This window comes from Arhodomonas sp. KWT (assembly GCF_010993615.1).
Genome location: NZ_WNXE01000651.1, coordinates 1 through 944, shown reverse-complemented (window position 1 = coordinate 944; position 944 = coordinate 1). Strand labels below are relative to the sequence as shown.

Genomic DNA, 944 nt, shown 5'->3' with positions numbered 1-944 from the left:
GCTCGTCGCCGTGCGCCTCGAGGCCGTGGGCGCGGCGGGCGGCGTCGATGTCGGGCTGGAGGCTGCCGGGCAGGGCGCGGAGCGCGGGGCTGACGGGCAGGGCGTTCTCGGCGTGGACGCTGAGGGCGAGCACGAGGAAGTGGCGCTCGGCCTCGCCGCCGGTGTCGTGGAGCGGGTGCTCGGTGAGCTCGAAGCGGTGGCCGGCGAGCAGCTGGCGGGCGCCGCCGGTGCCGTGGAAGCGCCGGGCGCGGGCGTCGAAGGCCTCGAGGCGGTTGGCGGCGAGGCGCCCGCCGCGCTCGAAGCCGCGGTAGTAGTAGGTGCCGGCGTAGTCGTAGTGCTCGGCGGCGGGCGCGTTGCCGCGCTCGTGCGCGGTATCGAGCACGGTGCGCCTGGCGAGCGAGGGCTGCTTGTAGTCGAAGGTGGCGAGGCTCACGCGGGTGGGCTGCGCGCGGCGCCGCCCGCCCCACTGGGTGAGGGTGTCACGGGTCTCGGTGGGGCCCTGGCGGTGGAAGCGGATGGTGGCGGGCTCGACGGCGGGGCAGGTGTCGACGTCGTCGGTGACCACCAGGGTGTGGCCGGCCTCGCCGCCGTGGACGAAGTAGTAGAACAGCCCCTCCTCCTCGAAGAGGCGGCTGATGAAGTGCAGGTCGCTCTCGCGGTACTGCACGCAGTAGCTGCGCGCGGGGTAGTCGCGGCGCAGCTCGAAGCGGTAGCGCCCGCGGGCGAGGGTGTGGGCGTCGAACACGGCGGTGGCGATCCCGGGGACCGAGCGGTCCTGGAAGATGCGGCTGCCGCGCCCGAGCGCGAGCATCGACAGCCAGGGCACGAGGGTGAGCTGGTAGGTGCTCAGCCCCCCGTCCTCGCCGAGGCGGGCGGCCTCGGCGACGAGGGCGTGGAGGGGGCGCTCGCTGGCGTCGGCCTGGCGGATGGCGAGCCGGGCGGGG

Annotated in this window: 1 protein-coding gene; it reads right to left on the bottom strand. The window is 75.5% G+C overall.

The window, feature by feature from the left end; translation table 11 throughout:
* A partial coding sequence (locus tag G7A99_RS21460; protein ID WP_163143951.1) for a type VI secretion system Vgr family protein occupies positions 1 to 944 on the bottom strand: 944 nt, incomplete at both ends.